The organism is Xanthomonas sp. GW, from assembly GCF_014236815.1.
Classification (GTDB): Bacteria; Pseudomonadota; Gammaproteobacteria; order Xanthomonadales; family Xanthomonadaceae; genus Xanthomonas_A.
The window spans coordinates 4,945,202-4,964,056 of the sequence record NZ_CP051189.1 but is presented as its reverse complement, the minus strand read 5'-3'; the positions used below and the strand labels follow the sequence as shown (position 1 = coordinate 4,964,056).

The window sequence follows — 18,855 nt, the reverse complement described above, 5'->3', positions numbered from 1 at the left end:
GGAATCCGCTCATGTCCGCCATCGCCCAGACTTCGATCGCCCCCCGTGCCGCGCGCGCGCTGCGCCACTCGCCGCTCGCGCTGGCCCTGGCGCTCGCCATTGGCGCCGCGGCGCCCGGCGACGCGGCGGCGCAGGTGGCGAGTACCCAACTGCCGACCGGCGGCAGCATCGTCGGCGGCACCGGCACCATCAATGCGGCCAGCGGCGCGACCCTGACCATCGACCAGACCTCCAGCCGGATGGCGTTGAACTGGTCCGCGTTCGATATCGGCTCGGCGGCCACGGTGACGTTCAACCAGCCGTCCACCAATTCAGCGGTGCTCAACCTGGTGCAGAGCGGCAATCCCACGCAGATCTTCGGCAATCTCAACGCCAACGGCCAGGTGTTCCTGATCAACCCCAACGGGATCATCTTCGGCAGCACCGCAAAGTTCAACGTCGGCGGACTGGTGGCCAGCACCCTGGGCACCACCGCCTCCGCCTTCATGAGCGGCAACGACACGCTCGACGCCGGCGGCAACACGGTCGCGCTGATGTCCAACAGCGGCACCATCAACGCCGCCGCCGGCGCGGTCGACCTGATCGGCGGCAAGGTGGTCAACAGCGGCACCATCACCGCCAGCGCCGGCAACATCAACCTGGTCGGTGCCGACAAGGTCACCCTCACCTTCGAAAGCGGCGGCTTCGGCGTCGTCGTCGACAAGGCCTTGCAGCTGCAGCTGGACAGCGTGGCGGTGGACAACAGCAACAGCGGCACCCTCAGCGCGCCCGGCGGCATCATCACGCTGCAGGCGCGCGCCGCGCAGGGCCTGTTCGACCAGTTGATCAACAACAGCGGCACCATCACCGCCGCCGCCCTCAGCGGCGGCAGCGACGGCAGCGTGTCGCTGGTCGCCAACGGCAGCAGCCAGACCAGCGTCGGCGGCAGCGGCAGCATCGATGTGGGCAGCGGCGCGATCAACATCAGCACCGACCACAGCGTGCAGCAGAGCGGCACCTACACGGCCGGCACCCTGGGCGGCAGCATCGGCGGCGACGCCAGTTTCAGCGGCAGCAACCACATCGCCGCCCTCGCCAGCCTGAGCGTGGACGGCAACCTGAGCCTGACCAACGCCATCGACCTGGCGCAGTCCGGTGCACTGACGGTGGGTGGCAGCAGCAGCTTCTCGCTGGGCAGCCATGCGCTCACCCTGGACAACGCCGGCAACGACTTCGGGCAGGCGGTCGGCCTGAGCGCCGGCAACACCACGATCGTCGACAGCGGCGCGCTGACCCTGGGCACGCTGGCCACCGGCAACCTCGCCGCGACCAGCACCGGCGTCTTGAACCTCGGCAGCGGCAGCGTGACCGGCACCCTGGCCGCCACCAGCAACGGCGGCGCGATCGGCCAATCCGCGAGTAGCCCGCTGACGGTGACCGGCACCAGCAACCTCAATGCCGGCAGCGGCGCGATCACGCTGCAGCAATCGGGCAACGATTTCGGCGGCGCCGTGTCGCTGACCGGCAGCGGCATCGCCCTGACCGACGCCAACGCCCTGACCATCGGTACGCTGAGCCTGGGCAACAACAGCGCGCTGTCGTTGAACGCCGGCGGCACGCTGACCCTGCCGAGCAGTGCGATCGCCACCGGCAGCGCCAACCTGAGCCTGCACAGCGGCAACGTGCTGGCCACCGCGGCAGCGCTGTCCGGCACCAACGTGAGCCTGAGCGGCGACGCCGGCATCACCCTGGCGCACGACGTCACCGCGACCGGCACGCTGGCGCTGACCACAGTCGACAGCGCGATCGCCCAGAGCGCCGGCGCAATCGCCGCCTCCGGCACCAGTAGCGTCAACGCCGGCAGCGGTGCGATCACCCTGGCCGGCACCGGCAACCACTTCGGGCAGGCCGTGAGCCTGACCGGCGGCACCACCCAGATCACCGACAGCGGCGCACTGACCCTCGGCACATTGGCGACCGGCAACCTCACCGCCATCAGCACCGGCGCACTGAATCTCGGCCGCGGCACGGCGACCGGTACGCTGTCCGCCACCAGCAACGGCGGCGCGATCACCCAATCCGCGAGCAATCCGCTGACCGTCACCGGCACCAGTACCCTCAATGCCGGCACCGGCGCGATCACCCTGACCACCAGCGGCAACGACTTCGGCCAGGCGGTCAGCCTGACCGGCGGCAGCACCGCGATCACCGACGCCAACGCGCTGACCTTGGGCACGCTGGCCACCGGCAAACTCACCGCGATCAGTACCGGTGCCTTGAACCTGGGCCGCGGCACGGTGACTGGCACGTTGGCCGCGACCAGCAACAACGGCGCGATCACCCAGTCGGCGAGCAACCCGCTCACGGTCACCGGCACCAGCGCCCTCAATGCGGGCACCGGCGCGATCACGCTGACCACCACCGGCAACGACTTCGGTCAGGCGGTCAGCCTGACCGGTGGCAGCACCGCGCTCACCGACGCCAACGCGCTGACCCTGAGCACGCTGGCCACCGGCAACCTCACCCTGATCAGCAACGGCGTATTGAACCTGGGCACCGGCACCGTGACCGGCACCCTGGATGCGACCAGCAACGGCAGTAACATCCGCCAGTCCGGGTTATACCCGATCACGGTCAGCGGCATCAGCAACTTCAATGCCGGCAGCACGGGAAATGTCAGCCTGACCACCAACGGCAACGACTTCGGGCAAGCGGTGAGCTTGACTGGCCGCAGCGTTGCGATCGTCGACATTGGCGCGCTGACCCTGGACACGCTGGCCACCGGCGACCTCTTCGCCGTCGCCACCGGGGACGTGAACCTGGGCCACGGCACGGTGACCGGCGGGCTGACCGTGTACAGCAACGGCGGCGCGATCACCCAGTCCGCGAGCAACCCACTCACGGTCACCGCCACCAGCTACTTCAATGCCGGCACCGGTGCGATCACCCTGACCACCGCCGGCAACGACTTCCGCCAAGCGCTCACTCTGATCAGCGGCAACGCCGCGATCACCAACGCCAACGCGCTGGCGTTTGACGCGCTGACCACCGGCTCTCTCACCGCCATCAGCAGCGGCGCACTGAACCTGGGCCGCGGCACGGTGAGCGGCGCCCTGTCCGCGACCAGCAACGGTGGCGCGATCAGCCAGTCCACGACCAATCCGCTCACGGTCAGCGGCACCAGCACCCTCGATGCCGGCGCCGGCGCGATCACGCTGGAACAGGCCGGCAACGATTTCGGCGGCGCCGTCTCGCTGACCGGCAGCGGCATTCGCCTGGTCGACGGCAACGACCTGAACGTCGCCGCGTTGACCCTGGGCAGCAACAGCGCGCTGTCCTTGATCGCCGCCGGCACGCTGACCCTGCCGGCGAACGCGATCGATACCGGCAGTGCCGACCTGACCCTGCAGAGCGGCAATGCGCTGACCACTGGCGCGGCCTTGTCCGGCACCAACGTCAACCTGCGCGGCGACAACGGCATCACGCTGGCGCACAACGTCACCGCCGCCGGCGCGCTGACGCTGAGCGCCGTCAATAGCGCGATCGGCCAAAGCGCCGGCGTGCTCACCGTCAACAACAGCAGCAGCATCGACGCCGGCACCGGCGCCATCGCCTTGACCAGTGCCGGCAACGATTTCGGCCAGGCGGTCAGCCTGACCGGCGGCAGCACCGCGATCTCCGATGCCAACGCGCTGACCTTTGACACCCTGGCCACCGGCAACCTCACCGCGATCAGCAGCGGCGCCTTGAATCTGGGCAGCGGCACGGTGAACGGCACGCTGTCGGCGACCAGCAACGGCGGCACGATCGGCCAGTCCACGATCAGCCCGCTCACCGTCACCGGCACCAGCAACCTCAATGCCGGTGCCGGGGCGATCACCTTGACCACCAGCGGCAACGACTTCGGCCAGGCGGTCAGCCTGACCGGTGGCAGCACCGTGATCGCCGACACCAACGCGCTGACCCTGGGCACGCTGGCCACCGGCGCGCTCACCGCGACCAGCAGCGGCGCCTTGAACTTGGGCAGTGGCACCGTGACCGGCACGCTGTCGGCGACCAGCAACGGCGGCGCGATCACCCAGTCCACGACCAGCCCGCTCACCGTCAGCGGCACCAGCAGCCTCAATGCAGGCACCGGCGCGATCACGCTGGAGCAGGCCGGCAACGATTTCGGCGGCGCCGTGTCGCTGACCGGCAGCGGCATTCGCCTGGTCGACAGCAACGACCTGAACGTCGCCGCGTTGACCCTGGGCAGCAACAGCGCCCTGTCCTTGATCGCAGCCGGCACGCTGAGCTTGCCGGCGAACGCGATCGATACCGGTAGTGCCGACCTGACCCTGCACAGCGGCAACGTGCTGGCCACCGCGGCGGCGCTGTCCGGCACCAACGTGAGCCTCAGCGGCGACGACGGCATCACCCTGGCGCACGACGTCACCGCCGGCACGCTGGCGCTGACGACCAGCAACAGCGCGATCGTCCAGAGCGCCGGCGCACTCGCCGTCTCCGGCACCAGCAGCATCGACGCCGGCACCGGCGCCATCGTCTTGACCGGCGCCGGCAACGACTTCGGGCAAGCGGTGAGCCTGACCGGCGGTACCACGGCCATCACCGACAGCGGCGCGATGACCTTGGGCACGCTGGCCACCGGCAACCTCACCGCCACCAGCAGCGGCGCGTTGAACCTGGGCAGCGGCACGGTCAACGGCGCATTGGTCGCGACCAGCAACGGCGGCGCGATCGGCCAGTCCACGACCAATCCGCTAGCGGTCAGCGGCACCAGCGCACTCGACGCCGGCAGCGGCGCGATCGCGCTGGCCAACGCCGGCAACGACTTCGGCCAGGCGGTCAGCGCCACCGGCCGCGGCATCGCCCTGGCCGACGCCAACGCTCTGACCATCGGCGCACTGACCCTGGGCAGCGACAGCGCGCTGTCGCTCATCGCGGGCGGCGCGCTGTCGCTGCCGGCCATCGCGATCGACACCGGCAGCGCCGACATGACCCTGCACAGCGGCGGCGTGCTGACCACGGCGGCCGCCCTGTCCGGGAACCGGCTGGACCTGGCCGGCGCGGCCGGCATCGTCCTTGCCCACGACGTCACCGCCGGCGCCACGCTGCGCTTGCAGACCAGCAACGCGGCGATCTCGCAGATCGGCGGTGCGCTCGTTGTCGCCGGCACCAGCACGCTCGATGCCGGGACCGGCGCGATCGCCCTGAACCAGGCCGGCAACGACTTCGGCCAGGCGGTCAGCGTCGCCGGCAGCGGCGTTGCCCTGACCGACGCCAACGACCTGAGCGTCGGGGCGCTGAGCCTGGGCAGCAACAGTGCGCTGTCGCTGACCGCAGGCGGCACCCTGTCGTTGCCGGCCACCGCGATCGATACCGGCAGCGCCGACATCACCCTGCGCAGCGGCGGCGTGCTGACCACCGCGGCGGCCTTGTCCGGGAACCGGCTGGACCTGGACAGCGCCAGCGGCATCGTCCTTGCCGACAACGTGACTGCCCGCGACACGCTGCGGCTCAAGACCACCAACACTGGCATCTCCCAGTCCGCCAGCAGCGCTGTCACCGTCGCCGGCACCAGCAGCATCGACGCCGGCAGCGGCGCGATCGCACTGACCAACGCCGGCAACGACTTCGTCGGCGCGGTCGATCTCAGCGGCAGCGGCATCCAGCTCGCCGACCGCAACGATCTGAGCATCGCCGCCGTGCACAACGGCAACAATGCCGCGCTGTCGCTGCTCGCCGACGGTTCGCTCGACCTGCCGGGCGGCGCGATCGACACCGGCAGCGGCGACCTGAGCCTGGTCGCCCGCCACGGCACCCTGAGCTTGGGCGGCGCGCTGAGCGGCCACAACCTGACCCTCAGCGGCGGCAGCGGCCTGAGCCTGGCCGACGACGTCGCCGTGACCGGCACTCTGCTGCTGAGCACGGACAACGCGGCCATCGTGCAGACGGCCGGCGCGCTGACGGTCGACGGCAGCACCAGCATGAACACCGGCAGCGGCGGCATCGCCCTGACCGGCAGCGGCAACCATTTCGCCGGCACCGTGGACATCGCCGGCGGCGCGGTGCAGCTGCACGACAGCGGTGCGCTGCGCCTGGGCACGCTGTCGGTCGACAGCCTGGCGGTGAGCAGCGGCGGCGCGCTGAACCTGGGCAGCGGCAGCGTACGCGGCGCCCTGCAGGCCGACAGCGGCAACGCCGCGATCGGCCAGAGCGGCGCGCTCGACATCGGCGGCGCTACCCGCCTGACGGCCGGCAGCGGCGCGATCACGCTGGACCAGGCCAATCGCTTCGCCGGCCCATTGGCGTTCGACGGCGGCGCGGTCCGCATCGGCGCGCTCGGCGCGCTGACCCTGGGCGCCTCGAACGCCGCCGCGCTGCAGCTCACCAGCACCGGCGCGCTGAGCCAGAACGGCGCCTTGCGCGTGACCGGCGATACCACGATCGCCACCGGCAGCGGCGCGCTCGCGCTCGACGACACCGGCAACGATTTCCAGGGCCTGCTCGCGCTCAGCGGCGGCGCCGCGCGCGTCCGCGACGCCAACGCGCTGTCGCTGGGCACGCTGTCGCTAGGGTCGCTGGACGTTGCCAGCCACGGCGCGCTCAACCTGGGCGAAGGCAGCATCGCCGGCGATCTGGTCGCCACCAGCGGCGGCGGTACAGTGAGCCAGAGCGGCGCGCTGCAGGTGGGCGGCAGCAGCACGATCGACAGCGGTGCCGGCGCGATCGCGCTGGACACCGCCGGCAACGATTTCCAGGGCGACGTGAACCTCGCCGGCGGCGCCACCACTCTGCGCGACCGCAATGCACTGTCGCTGGGCAGCGTGGCGGTCGCCGCGCTGAACGTGACCAGCGGCGGCGCCCTGTCGCTGGGCCAGGGTCGCATCGGCGGCGACCTGGTCGCGCGCAGCGACGCTGGCGGCGGCACCAGCTCCACCATCGTCACCGCCAGCGCCACGCCCGCGGCGAGCGGCGGCGGTATCGGCCAGCGCGGCGCGCTGAGCGTCGCCGGCAGCACCACGCTCGATGCCGGCAGCGGCGCGATCGCGCTGACCGATGCCGGCAACGATTTCCAGGGAACGGTGCAAGCCAGCGGCGGCGATATCGCCATCGCCGATCGCAACGATTTGACGGTGGCGGCGCAGGCCAGCGGCACGCTGGCGCTGAGCGCGGGCGGTGCGCTGCGCACGGCCGGCGCGTTGAGCGGCAGCAGCATCGGCTTGAGCGCCGGCGGCGACCTGGGCCTGGGCCACGACGTGAGCAGCAGTGGCGCGCTGCAGTTGCGCAGCGGCGGCACGATTGCGCAGACCGCCGGCACGCTGCGTGCCGCCTCGCTGAGCGGCAGTTCCAGCGGCGCCACCAGCCTGACCGGCGCCAACGCCATCGCCGCGCTCGGTGCCTTCGATGCGACGCAGCTGAGCCTGCGCACGTTGGGCGACCTGAGCGTGACGGGTCCGGTCGCGGTTGCCGGTGCGCTGCGTCTGGACGCAGGCGGCGATCTGGCGATCGACGGCGCACTCGGCGGCCAGAGCGTCTGGTTGCAGGTCGGCGGCGACCTGAGCGAAACCAGCAGCGGCCGCATCAGCGCCGACACGCTGAGCGGCAGCGTCGGCGGCAGCACCCGGCTGGGCGCGGCCGGTGCGGCGATCGACAACCGTATCGGCACCCTGGGCGATTTCGCCTCGCCCGGCGGCTTCAGCCTGAGCAATGGCCAGAGCCTGACCCTGTCCGCGCTCAACGGCAGCGCCTACACCGTCAATGCCGGCACCTCGGCGCTGTACCTGGCGGTGCTCGGCGATCTGCTGCAAACCGACACCGCCTGGCTGTACGACGGCGCCGGCACCTTCTCGGCCAGCGGCCGCATCGGCACCGTCGCCAATCCGATCTACGTGCTGGGCGTGAGCAACCAGACCGTGGCGGCGGTCGGCCTGCCGCCAGCGTACTTCTACGCGGTCGCCGCCGACGGCAGCCTGCTGGTCGTGGACGGCGAGTCGGGCTTCAACGTCCCGACCTCGGCGTTCGCCAGCCGCGCGCAGAGTTCGAACAGCCGCACCATCGCCTATGTGGACCTGAGCGCGGCCAACGCCAGCTACCGCGCGTTCGGCCTGGTCAAACCGGGCCTGCGCCTGCCGGCCGACCAGCAGCCGGCCTGCGACGCCGACGATCCGGATGCGCAGTGCACGCAGGAGTGAGCGCAGCGCGCTGCCGTCCCGTTTCCCTGCCGGCGTGCGCCATCGCCACGCCGGCCGCATCCGTACCGGAGTGATTGCGCATGAGCACCGAACAGACCCTCGAGACGCTGCTGGCGCCGATCGCCGACGACGCCGCGTCCGGCCCGGACCTGGAATACGACCCCGACTTCCTGGCGCTGGACCGCGCCGCGGCGAACAAGGCCGAGCGCGCGGTCGGCGACAGCGTGATCGCCGCCGAGGAGCCCGACTGGGACAAGGTGCAGACCCTGGCGCTGGCGCTGTTCCGCCGCAGCCACGACCTGCGCGTGGCGATCCACCTGAGCGCGGCCTGGCTGCGCCTGCGCGGCCTGCCCGGCTGGGCCGACGGCCTGGCCCTGGTGCATGCGCTGCTGGCGCAGCGCTGGGACAGCGTGCACCCGCAGCTGGACGCCGAGGACGACGACGACCCGACCGCGCGGGTCAACGCCGTGGTCGCGCTGGGCGATCCGCTGGGCCTGCTCGGCGCGCTGCGCAGCACCGCCTTCGTGCAATCGCCGCGGCTGGGCCGTTTCAGCCTGCGCGACCTGCGCGTGGCCAACGGCAGCATCAAACCGGCCAACGCTGGCGACAGCGTGCCATCGCTGACCGAGATCGAGGCCTGCTGCCTGGACTGCCCGCTGGAAGCGTTGGGCGAAACCGTGGCCGCGGTGCAGCGCGCGCAGCAGCTGGCGCGCGAGCTGGACGCGCTGTTCGCCGAGCGCATCGGCAGCGCCGCACCGGACCTCAAGCCGTTGCTTGGCGATCTGCGCGACCTGGAGCGCTTCCTGCTGCCGCAATGGACCGCGCGCAACGGCGGCGCAGCCGAAGGCGACGCGGCGGGCGAGGAGCAGGCCGGTGGCCAGGGCGACAGCGCTGCGCCTGCCGGAACCGGCGGCGGCAACGCCCGCATCGCCAGCCCCGACGACGTGATGCGCCGGCTCGACGAGATCTGCGCCTACTACGCCAGCCACGAACCCTCCAGCCCGGTGCCGCTGCTGCTGCGCCGCGCGCAGCGCCTGGTCGGGCGCAACTTCCTGGACCTGCTCAAGGAACTGGCCCCGGCCGGGGTCAGCGAACTGCAGCACGTGGCTGGCGTCCGCGACGAGGACGCCTAGCCGCGGCAGCGCGGCACCACGCCCGCGCGCCGCGCGCGGGTATTCGCGGCGCCGCACGGCTGCGGCTTACACACGGATAAGCGCGACGCGCTTCCCGCATCGCCTGCGATCCTCAGCCGCAAGACAAGGCGCGTAACAGGGCGCGCCACTCTCCTTCGCGAACGAACGGACCACACGGCGAAGGCGGCACCTGCCGCCTGCTGCGCGCCGTCGCGTGCGCATGCGCCACGCACATGCCACTGCCGAACCACGGCGCGAGCCTATCCCTCGGCCCCACGGCAGCACGGAATCAGGTTTGCACCGATGGTCCGGCCTGCGGCTTGCGCCGACCCTGGCTGCCAAGGACGCATGCGCCGCAGGTACACGACAGCAGCGCACGCGTCCAGCCACCGCGCCGCCTTCGCATCCTGCGATCGGCGCCTGCCACCGGACGAGGGAGTCGCAGCATGAGCATCGTCAGCGAATGGGAACTCAAGGCGCGCCTGCAGCCGCGCAGCGCCGAACTGAAACGCGTGGACGTCGCCGTCCTGGCCTGGGCGAAGCAGGGCAACGGAGTGAAGGGTGCCAACGTCAACGCGGTGCGCACCCAGTTCGACGCATGGAAGTCCGCGCAGGCGGCCGAATACGCCAGGTTGCGGTTGGTGGCCGACGAGTTGAACGCCGAGGTGGTCCGCCAATCGGCGGTTCCGGCTCCGGCGCCGGCCGCCGCTGCGGCGCCGGCCCAGGTGGTTGCGGTCGGCTGGCGGCTCGTCGCCTACGATCCGGCCAGGCACGGCGGCACGCTGTTGCCGGCGGCGCAGCGCGTGGCGGCGCTGACCACCGCGGAAATCGCGCGCATCAACGAGGCGGTGCGGCGCGCCAGGGCGGCGGTGACGCTGGCCCGTGATGCGGTGCTCGACGCTGCCAGGCTCAAGCGCTTCGCCGCCGTTCCGGTGCCGCTGCCGGAACGCACCTATCTCGATTTCTTCGGCGCCTACGACGCTGCGCGCCTGCAGAAGCTGGTCGAGAACTTCCGCGCGCTGGTGCTGGCGTTCGAAGGCACGCCGGACTTCATCGACGTGCGCAACCGCGTGGATTGGGCCGAGACCTACGGCGGCTGCGTGCGCCGCAACCTGGCGACCAAGAGCGCCAAGGGCGAACTGTCGCTGAGCGGAAAGGTGGAAATGCTGATGGGGCGCGCGTTCCTCGGCGGCGGCAACTACGAAAAGAGCACCGACGACACCATCGCCACCCTGGCGCACGAGTTCGCGCACGGCGCACTGAACGCGGTGGACGTCCCGGACCTCGACGCGGCTGGCAGCTTCCAGTGCGCGCGGGTCAGCGACGATCCGGCGCATGCCGACTTCGGCAATTCGGTGTCGCCCTTCGCCCACCAGAGCAGCACCGAGCCGATGGACAAGGTTCTGGCGCAGTTCCATCCGGCCTATGCGCTGGTCAATGCGGACAACTACGGGCAGTTCACCAAGCGTGTGCTGATCGCCGCGCGCGGCTGAGCCGTCCCCACTCCCCCCACAAAACCTGCAAGGAGATCGTGCATGACCATCAACACGGAAGGCTATTACGTTGCCAACGGCAAATGGAAATCCGGTGCGACCGGCTCGGTCAGCGGCCAGGGCAAGCAGCAGCATTCGGAGATCGGCGTCTACAACGCGCTTGGGGCGAAGGCGGCGGCCGGGCCGTTCCTGATCGTGCAGGATGCGTTTCCCTGCGCGGTCTGCGATGCGGCGTTCACCAAGCAGCGGCTGCCGCTGCTGGTCAAGGTCACCGCCAACAACGGCGCCTATTCGGCCGACCACGGCCTGGGGCAGAACCCGGCGGCGACCATCTATCCGTACTACCTGTGGTACCGCAACGGGGTCAAGACGGGCGGGACCGCGGCGGCGCCGGCCGGTTTCCCGGCGATCCCGGCCTTCGCCGCGATCACCCTGTAGAACGTGTCATCGATGGGCGCTCTTGCGCGGACACGCTGCCGTATCGGCGCTCCACGCGCGCGCAGGCGTGGCGCCAGCCGCTAAGAGATGGGTGACATGCCCTGGGCAGCGGTCGCGCGCTGGCGCCTGGAGGCCGGCGCGCCGGCCTCACCAGCTGTACAGCTTCCAGTACACCGGCGACACGTTGTCCTTGCTGCCGTCCATGTGCCCATCGCCGTTCTGGTCGTACAGGTAGTAGGCCGGGGCATTGGCCGGGGTCACCTTGACCGCGCGCAGCTGGCCGGAGACCCGGTATTCGTCCACGCTGTCGCCGTTGTCCATCGTGCGGTGGGTCACGTCGGCGCCGCGGACGTCCACCGGCGGACCGTCGGGGCCGATCCCGGTCGAGGCGCAGCCCGCCAGCAGCAACAGTGGAACCAGCATCAGGGCTTTCATCGCAGCATTCTCCACAGCTTGAAGTCGTCGCCACGGATTATGCGCCGAGCCGCCGTATTCGGCGCGCAACGGCTGGACGCGCGTAGCGCTTCATCCCAACCCCTCCCTTGATGGAAGAGGGGCTAGCGGCTGTTCCGTCTCCCATCGGGACCATGGCCCCCTTTTCGGGGGAAGGTGCCCCGCAGGGGCGGATGAGGGTACGGGCGCAGCCTCGTGTAACCAAATTCCACGAGTCGCTTCGCGCCTTACCCTCACCCCAACCCCTCTCCCGGTGGGAGAGGGGCTAAAGCGGCTGTCCCTTCTCCCCTCGGGAGAAGGTGCCCCGCAGGGGCGGATGAGGGTACGGGCGAAGCCTCGTGCATCCAAACTCCGCGAGTCGCTTCGCGCCGGACCCTCACCCCAACCCCTCTCCCGATGGGAGAGGGGCTAGCGCTGTTCCTTCTCTCATCGGGAGAAGGTGCCCCGCAGGGGCGGATGAGGGTACGGGCGAAGCCTCGTGCATCCAAACTCCACGAGACGCTTCGCGGCTTACCCTCACCCCAACCCCTCTCCCGAGGGGAGAGGGGCTTTGGTCTCCGGTCCCCACCCACGCCCAGCGTAGAATTGCCCGATGAGCCGATTAGTCCTGATCGACGGGTCCAGTTACCTGTATCGCGCGTTCCACGCGCTTCCCCCGCTGACCAACCCCGCCGGCGAGCCCACCGGCGCGCTGTTCGGCGTGGTCAACATGCTGCGTGCCACGCTGAAGGAGCGTCCCGAGTACGTCGCCTTCGTGGTCGATGCGCCCGGCAAGACCTTCCGCGACGACCTGTACGCGCAGTACAAGGCCAATCGCCCGCCGATGCCCGACGAGCTGCGCGCGCAGGTCGAGCCGATGTGCCAGATCGTGCACGCGCTGGGCATCACCATCCTGCGCGAGGGCGGGGTGGAGGCCGACGACGTGATCGGCACCCTGGCCCTGCAGGGCGCCAGCGACGGCCTGGACGTGACCATCTCCACCGGCGACAAGGACTTCGCCCAGCTGGTGCGCCCCGGCGTGCAGCTGGTCAACACCATGAGCGGCAGCCGCATGGACTCCGACGCGGCGGTGATGGAGAAGTTCGGCGTGTGGCCGAGCCAGATCGTCGATCTGCTGGCGCTGATGGGCGACGCCATCGACAACGTGCCGGGCGTGGACAAGTGCGGGCCCAAGACCGCGGCCAAGTGGCTGGCCGAATACGGCTCGCTGGACGGGGTCATGGCCAATGCCGACGCGATCAAGGGCAAGATCGGCGAAAACCTGCGCGCGGCGCTGGCGCGGCTGCCGCTGAACCGCGAACTGGTCACGATCAAGACCGACGTGGCGCTGCCCGGCGGCCCGCGCACGCTGGCCCTGCGCGAGCAGGAGCCGGACCTGCTGCGCGGCCTGTACCAGCGCTACGGCTTCACCCAGGCGCTGCGCGACCTAGACGGCGGCGTGGCCGCCCCGGCCGGCGCCGCCGAGGTGACCCCCAGCCTGCGCGGTACCGCTGCCGGCTACGCCCGTGCCGCCGCGCCGATCGACGACACGCTGGACCCGGCGCTGGCCGCCAAGGGCGACTACGCCGCGATCATGACCCCGGAGCAGTTCGAACACCTGCTGCAGCGCCTGCGCGCGTCCGCCGGCTTCGCCTTCGATACCGAGACCGACGCGCTGGACGCGATGCGTGCCAACCTGGTCGGGCTCAGCTTCGCGATCGAGCCGGGCCGTGCCGAGTACCTGCCGCTGGGCCACGACTACCCGGGGGCGCCGGTGCAACTGGACCGGACCCTGGCGCTGGCGGCGCTGAAGCCGCTGCTGGAAGACCCGGCCAAGCCCAAGGTCGGCCAGCACGGCAAGTACGACCTGCACGTGCTGCGCCGCCACGGCGTGCACGTGCGCGGCTACGCCGACGACACCATGCTGGAGAGCTTCGTGCTCAATTCCACCGCCAGCCGCCACGACATGGACTCGCTGGCGCGGCGTTACCTGGGCTACGACACGGTCAAGTACGAGGACGTGGCCGGCAAGGGCGCCAAGCAGATCGCGTTCTCGCAGGTGGCCATCGACGATGCCACCGGCTACGCCGCCGAGGACGCCGACATCACCCTGCGCCTGCACCGTGCGCTGTCCGCGCAGCTGGATGCCGAGCCGGCATTGGCCAGGGTCTACCGCGAGATCGAGATGCCGCTGGTGCCGGTGCTGGCGCGGATCGAGGCCAACGGCGTCAGTGTGGACATGGCCGAACTGCGCAGGCAGAGCCAGGACCTGAGCCAGCGCATGCTCGCCGCGCAGCAGAAGGCGACCGCGCTGGCCGGGCGCACCTTCAACCTGGACTCGCCCAAGCAGCTGCAGGCGGTGCTGTTCGACGAACTGAAGCTGCCGGCGCTGATGAAGACCCCCAAGGGCCAGCCCAGCACCAACGAAGAGGCGCTGGAGGCGATCGCCGACCAGCACGAACTGCCGCGGGTGATCCTGGAATACCGCGGCCTGGCCAAGCTGCGCAGCACCTACACCGACAAGCTGCCGGAGATGATCAATCCCGACACCGGCCGCGTGCACACCAGCTACCACCAGGCCGGCGCCGCCACCGGGCGGCTGTCCTCGGCCGATCCGAACCTGCAGAACATCCCGATCCGCACCGACGACGGCCGCCGCATCCGCCGCGCCTTCGTCGCCCCGCCGGGACGCAAGCTGATCGCCTGCGACTACTCGCAGATCGAACTGCGGATCATGGCCCACCTGTCCGAGGACCCAGGCCTGCTGCGCGCCTTCGGTGCCGGCGTGGACGTGCACCGCGCCACCGCCGCCGAGGTGTTCGGGCGCAAGCTCGAGGACGTCACCAACAACGAGCGCCGCGCCGCCAAGGCGATCAACTTCGGCCTGATGTACGGCATGAGCGCGTTCGGCCTGGCCCGCAACCTGGGCATCGGCCGCGGCGAGGCGCAGGACTACGTGGCGCTGTACTTCAGCCGCTACCCGGCGGTGCGCGACTTCATGGAGCGCATGCGCGAGCAGGCGCGCACCCAGGGCTACGTGGAGACCCTGTTCGGCCGCCGCCTGTACCTGAACGACATCAACGCCAAGCAGCAGGGGCTGCGCGCCGGCGCCGAGCGCGCCGCGATCAACGCGCCGATGCAGGGCACCGCCGCGGACATCATCAAGCGCGCCATGGTCACCGTGGACGCCTGGCTGGAGCAGCACCGCGAGCGCGCGCTGATGATCCTGCAGGTGCACGACGAACTGGTGTTCGAGGCCGATGCCGACTTCGTCGACACCTTGCTACCGGAAGTGACCCGGCTGATGGCCGGCGCCGCCGAACTGAAGGTGCCGCTGGTAGTGGATAGCGGGGTCGGCGACAACTGGGACGAGGCGCATTAGTTGGGGCGGGGAATGGAGAATCGGGAATCGTGAATCGGGAATGGGAAAGCCGGGCCGGCCAGCGGCCGGGGCTGGGTGTGGTGAGCAGGGATGGGCGCGCGTTGCCGTGGGCGGCCCGATTCGCAGGCGCAGGAGTGGTGGTCGGGCCGTGCTGGTGATGTTGCGGCACGCCTGAACGCCTTTATTCGAAACCGCGCGGCTTGGCGATGGGCCGCGCGGGGAGCGTCGCGGCGCAACTGTCTACGCGCTGCTCCTGTCGTTGCTTGCGTGGCGGATTGGATCGCATCGCACCGGTTTTGGAGCATCCATGCGCCAGACCGGCGAACAGCGCACAGTTTCGGGATCCACTCCGCATCACAAACGCGCGTCCGCCGCGTTCTTGTGCACGGATCCATCCTATAAAAAGCAGTTGTTTCTGGAACCCTGCGTTGCGCTGGATTTCGTGAATGAATCGGTCCTTAATTCGATGAATTTTTAACTAAAATCTTCACGAACTAGCAAGGTGCAAAATGGTTTTATATCCCTCGACAGGCGCAATACCTGTCGCGGATCTCCTCCCATCCCCTGGAGCAGATCTAGGAACGGCGACTCCTCCCCAAGTCTCCGTTCCCTGGCCCCGCCGACCTCCCCCTGGTCCGCGGGGCTTTTTATTGCCTGCGAAAAAATCCAGCTCAGCGCCATCGCCGCCGGCACACGCCGGGGTGCAACCACCTACCTGCGAGCCGCGCGATGCCCGATCTTTTTCGTCTGTCGATGCCGTGGTGGGAATTCATTTTCCGCGCGGTGGTGGTGTATGTGGCGGTACTGACCATGGTGCGGGTATCGGGCAAGCGCGCGATGGGGCAATTGACACCGTTCGACATGCTGCTGATCGTGCTGCTCGGCAATGCGGTGCAGAACGCCCTGCTGGGCCAGGACACCTCGCTCGGCGGCGGCCTGTTGCTGGCGGCGACGCTGATCGCGCTGAACTTCGGGGTCGGCCTCATTACCTCGCGCAGCGATCGCGCCGAACGCCTGATCGAAGGCGAGCCGGTGGTGCTGGCGCGCGACGGCCATGTGTTCCGCCAGGTGCTGCGCCGCGAACTGGTCAGCAACGCCGATTTCGAGGCGGCGATGCGCCAGCAGGGCTGCCCGGGCCTGGACAACGTGCGCCTGGCGCTGCTGGAGACCAACGGCCACATCACCATCCTGACCGCCAAGGACGGTTGATCCCTGTAAACCCCTGTAGGAGCGGCTTCAGCCGCGACCGGGGCTTTCCCGGTAACGCCCGGTCGCGGCTGAAGCCGCTCCTACAGGGGCGGCGGCGTCGCCGCGACTAGCGGCGCGTCTCGGTCGGTTGCTCCAGCTGATACAGCGCGTCGTCCAGCGCGTCCCATTGGGTGGCGAGCTGCGCGCGCGCATCCTGCAGGCCGCGGTTGTAGAATTGCGCGCCGATGCGCTCGGCGACGAAATCGAGCAGGAATTGCGCCTCGAAGCCGCCGATCTCCTGTTGCAGTTCCTCGCGCAGATAGCGCTGCAACTGCTCGGCGATGTGCTCCTTGTCCTCGCGCCCCAGCACGCTTGCCGGCAGCGGCGTATGGCGCGCCTCGCTCATGCCAGCCAATCGCGCGGCACCAGGTAGTCGGCCAGACGCGCCTCGGCGCTGTCCGGCTCGGGCTGGAAGCCGTATTCCCAGCGCACCCGCGGCGGCAGGCTCATCAGGATGCTCTCGCTGCGGCCGCCGCTCTGCAGACCGAACAGGGTGCCGCGGTCGTAGACCAGGTTGAACTCGACGTAGCGCCCGCGCCGGTACAACTGGAACTCGCGCTCGCGCTCGCCCCACGGCAGCGCGCGGCGGCGCTCGACGATCGGCAGGTAGGCGTCCAGGAAACCGTCGCCGACCGCGCGCTGGTAGGCGAAGTCGCGTTCGAAATCGGCGTGCAGGTCGTCGAAGAACAGCCCGCCCACGCCGCGGGTCTCGTTGCGGTGCTTGAGGAAGAAGTACTCGTCGCACCAGCGCTTGTGCGCGGCATAGCGGTCCTCGCCGAACGGCGCGCACAGCGCCTGCGCGGTGCGGTGCCAGTGGCGCACGTCCTCGTCGAACGGGTAGTACGGGGTCAGGTCGAAGCCGCCGCCGAACCACCAGGCCACGGTCTGGCCGTCGCGCTCGGCGCGGAAGAAGCGCACGTTGGCGTGGGTGGTGGGCAGGTAGGGGCTGTGCGGGTGGAACACCAGCGACACGCCGGTGGCGCGCCACGAGGCGCCGGCCAGTTCCGGGCGGTTGGCGCTGGCCGAGGGCGGCAGGCGCGTGCCGGACACGTCGGAGAAGCCGATCCCGGCCTGCTCGAACAGCGCGCCGTCGCGCAGGATGCGGGTGCGCCCGCCGCCGCCTTCGGCCCGCTGCCACAGGTCTTCGGCGAAGCGGGCCTGGCCGTCGGCGGCCTCGATGGCGGCGCAGATGTGGTCCTGCAGCCCGGTCAGGTAATCGCGTACTCGGTCGAACTCGGTCATGGTGGCGGTATGGCAGTCAGGCGGCGGGGAGGGGGCGGGCCGCCTGCGCTGGGCGGCAGGCAGCGGCGCGGCGCACATTATTGCGTGCCGATCGCCAGAGCCTGTTAACCCGACCGGCATTGCCAGGCGGCCGGGCGCGGCGTTCGAGTTGCCCGAGGAGCTTCGCCCGTAACCCCATCCGCCCCTTCGGGGCACCTTCCCCCGTGGGGAGAAGGGGGCCACTGTCGGACAGTGCCAGCAAGCGCTGGCGCTGCGGCCCTGTGGCCGGCTGATTGCGCCGTTACCGCGCCGCGGTACCGCAGTGGCCGGCTTCGTCGCCGAAGAACACCACGAAGCGGTGCGCGGGATCCAGGCCGAGCAGCCGCTTCGCGCCAAGCGGACGCAGCCGCCATTGCTGTCCATCCTGCTGGCGCAGCGTGACCTGGCCATCTTCCAGGCGCGCTTCCATGACCTCGCCCTCGCCGCTGCGCACGCGGCCATCGGCACCGAACTGCAGGCTGATCGCGTCGCCGATGGGGGCGACGAAGCGGCCGCATGGCAGCCGCGTGGCCGGCGGCGACTGCAGCAGCGCCGCGTCCACGTCTTCCAGTGCCGTGGTGCGGCCGCAGGCCACCGGATCGGACAGGGCGCAGGCCTGTTCCAGCAGCGCCTTGGCCCGCAGGAACTGGCCGGCGTCCCACTGCCGTTCCGCCGCCGCGGTGCAGATCTGCGGGGAGGCGCTGCGCTGGCACACGGCTTCGGGCTGCATTGCGGCGTTGGCCTGGGTGGGCGCGTCGGTCGTCGCCGCTGCGGGATCGAGCAGCGCGCCGCAGGCGAACGGCAGCTGTGGCCCGCACAGCGCCGCGGCCTGCGCCCGGTCGCCTTGCGCCAGCCGCTGTGCGCAGGCCGGCAGGTCCGCGCGGCACTGGGCGATCGCCGCTGTCGGCGCCGGGGCGGATGCGGCGCAGGGCGTGCTGTTGCCGCGCCGATAGACGGTGCCGTCCGCCGCACTGACCTGCGCGGCGTCTGCCGACAGCGTGTAGCGCTCGCTGCGGCCGCTGGCCAGATCGAACAACTGCAAGGCGTTGCCCTCGCGCAGCAGATGGAAGCGCCGCGGCGTGTCCTGCTCGGGTTCCAGCCGCGCGCTGTCGGCGCTTTCCAGATACAGCGCATTCTGTGCGCCGTCCACGTACAGGCCGCAGACGGGGGCGACGGGCGCGGCGTCGGCGCAGGCGGCGATGCCGAACCAGGCCAGGGCGGACAGGGTGGCGCCGGCCAGGAAGCGGCGGCTGGGGCAATGCGATGTCATCGGAAGTCCTTTTCGAAGCCGGCGC

At 70.4% G+C, this 18,855-nt stretch carries 10 protein-coding genes; 6 read left to right on the top strand and 4 right to left on the bottom strand.

Annotated elements, in window-relative coordinates:
• Positions 1 to 11: 11 nt before the first annotated feature.
• The 4 genes from HEP73_RS21435 (at position 12) to HEP73_RS21420 (ending at position 11,238) form a co-directional block, all read left to right on the top strand.
• Entirely contained in the window at positions 12 to 8,174 is an 8,163-nt protein-coding gene (locus HEP73_RS21435; protein ID WP_185821482.1) for a two-partner secretion domain-containing protein, read from the top strand.
• An 80-nt stretch (positions 8,175 to 8,254) separates the two neighbouring features.
• Positions 8,255 to 9,307: a type VI secretion system protein TssA gene (tssA, locus tag HEP73_RS21430; RefSeq protein ID WP_185821481.1), complete on the top strand. Its 1,053-nt coding sequence runs from the start codon at positions 8,255 to 8,257 to the stop codon at positions 9,305 to 9,307.
• Positions 9,308 to 9,753: 446 nt separating this feature from the next.
• A complete protein-coding gene (locus tag HEP73_RS21425) occupies positions 9,754 to 10,800 on the top strand; it encodes a hypothetical protein (RefSeq protein WP_185821480.1) in 1,047 nt (348 codons plus the stop codon).
• Positions 10,801 to 10,842: 42 nt separating this feature from the next.
• Positions 10,843 to 11,238: a hypothetical protein gene (locus HEP73_RS21420; protein ID WP_255423595.1), complete on the top strand. Its 396-nt coding sequence runs from the start codon at positions 10,843 to 10,845 to the stop codon at positions 11,236 to 11,238.
• A 147-nt stretch (positions 11,239 to 11,385) separates the two neighbouring features.
• Here the strand turns inward: HEP73_RS21420 and HEP73_RS21415 are convergent, their stop codons facing one another.
• Complete coding sequence (locus HEP73_RS21415) at positions 11,386 to 11,673, bottom strand: DUF2782 domain-containing protein (protein ID WP_145703958.1); 288 nt, start codon at positions 11,671 to 11,673, stop codon at positions 11,386 to 11,388.
• A gap of 610 nt (positions 11,674 to 12,283) precedes the next feature.
• Between HEP73_RS21415 and polA the strand changes: the two genes are divergently transcribed.
• Both polA and HEP73_RS21405 read left to right on the top strand, forming a co-directional pair.
• A complete protein-coding gene (gene polA, locus HEP73_RS21410) occupies positions 12,284 to 15,052 on the top strand; it encodes a DNA polymerase I (RefSeq protein ID WP_185821479.1) in 2,769 nt (922 codons plus the stop codon).
• Positions 15,053 to 15,781: 729 nt separating this feature from the next.
• Positions 15,782 to 16,261: a DUF421 domain-containing protein gene (locus HEP73_RS21405; RefSeq protein WP_185814472.1), complete on the top strand. Its 480-nt coding sequence runs from the start codon at positions 15,782 to 15,784 to the stop codon at positions 16,259 to 16,261.
• A 106-nt stretch (positions 16,262 to 16,367) separates the two neighbouring features.
• On the opposite strand, the gene HEP73_RS21400 is transcribed toward HEP73_RS21405, so the two are convergent.
• The 3 genes from HEP73_RS21400 to HEP73_RS21390 all read right to left on the bottom strand — a co-directional run bounded on the left by HEP73_RS21400 (position 16,368) and on the right by HEP73_RS21390 (position 18,830).
• On the bottom strand, positions 16,368 to 16,646 hold the full coding sequence (locus HEP73_RS21400) for a DUF2164 domain-containing protein (protein WP_185821478.1): 279 nt from the start codon (positions 16,644 to 16,646) through the stop codon (positions 16,368 to 16,370).
• On the bottom strand, positions 16,643 to 17,542 hold the full coding sequence (gene hemF / locus HEP73_RS21395) for an oxygen-dependent coproporphyrinogen oxidase (protein WP_185821477.1): 900 nt from the start codon (positions 17,540 to 17,542) through the stop codon (positions 16,643 to 16,645). Before hemF ends, HEP73_RS21400 begins: the two co-directional genes overlap by 4 nt.
• A 280-nt stretch (positions 17,543 to 17,822) precedes the next feature.
• Positions 17,823 to 18,830: a hypothetical protein gene (locus HEP73_RS21390; RefSeq protein ID WP_185821476.1), complete on the bottom strand. Its 1,008-nt coding sequence runs from the start codon at positions 18,828 to 18,830 to the stop codon at positions 17,823 to 17,825.
• Positions 18,831 to 18,855 lie beyond the last annotated feature (25 nt).